The organism is Parendozoicomonas verongulae (genome assembly GCF_009711465.1).
GTDB lineage: Bacteria > Pseudomonadota > Gammaproteobacteria > Pseudomonadales > Endozoicomonadaceae > Sansalvadorimonas > Sansalvadorimonas verongulae.
Genome location: NZ_SMME01000669.1, coordinates 1,848 through 2,410, shown reverse-complemented (window position 1 = coordinate 2,410; position 563 = coordinate 1,848). Strand labels below are relative to the sequence as shown.

1 protein-coding gene is annotated in these 563 nt (G+C 49.2%); it reads right to left on the bottom strand.

Translation table 11 applies throughout. The annotated features are described in order from the left end of the window. The coding region (locus E1189_RS25045; protein WP_230460067.1) for a hypothetical protein at window positions 1–462 on the bottom strand (462 nt) is incomplete at its 3' end. Window positions 463–563: the final 101 nt, after the last annotated feature.

The window sequence follows — 563 nt, the reverse complement described above, 5'->3', positions numbered from 1 at the left end:
CTGAGCAATGGCTATAACCTGAGGTGAATGAACTCCCAAGCATTCACAGGTCCGGGTGAGTATCCTGAGTATGGAATATTGCCAGTCAACTCGCCAGACCAGGCCGCTCTGGACCATTTTTTCGTGTAAGCCCTGAAGCCCTTGCAACACAATATCAACAGGTTGACCCGAACGAACAAAATCACCTGCCGCCAAAGCGAGTGGACTACTGGAAGAGAACCAGTGGCCTAAGAGGGAACGCTGCTTGAGATCCGGTTTATCCTCACTTTTTAATAACTCACACCCCAAGGCAAAGGCGTTACTGTCTGCCCTCTGTTTCCAGAGTTTTTGTACAATGTCGTCGACTTTTGGAGCGGATGTCGAACTTGCCGGTAATGCTGTACCACTTTGTACCGATCCGGTAAACGTACTCTGACTGACCCCAAGAGTCTTTTCCAGTTCAGCTATCTTTTCAGGATTCATGCGACTGGATAAGTAAGACAACCACTGATTGCGGCCAGTCTGCTCCGGACCGGTATCGACAGACTGAACGTTGGGGGTATCTATCGATAATTCACTTCCTC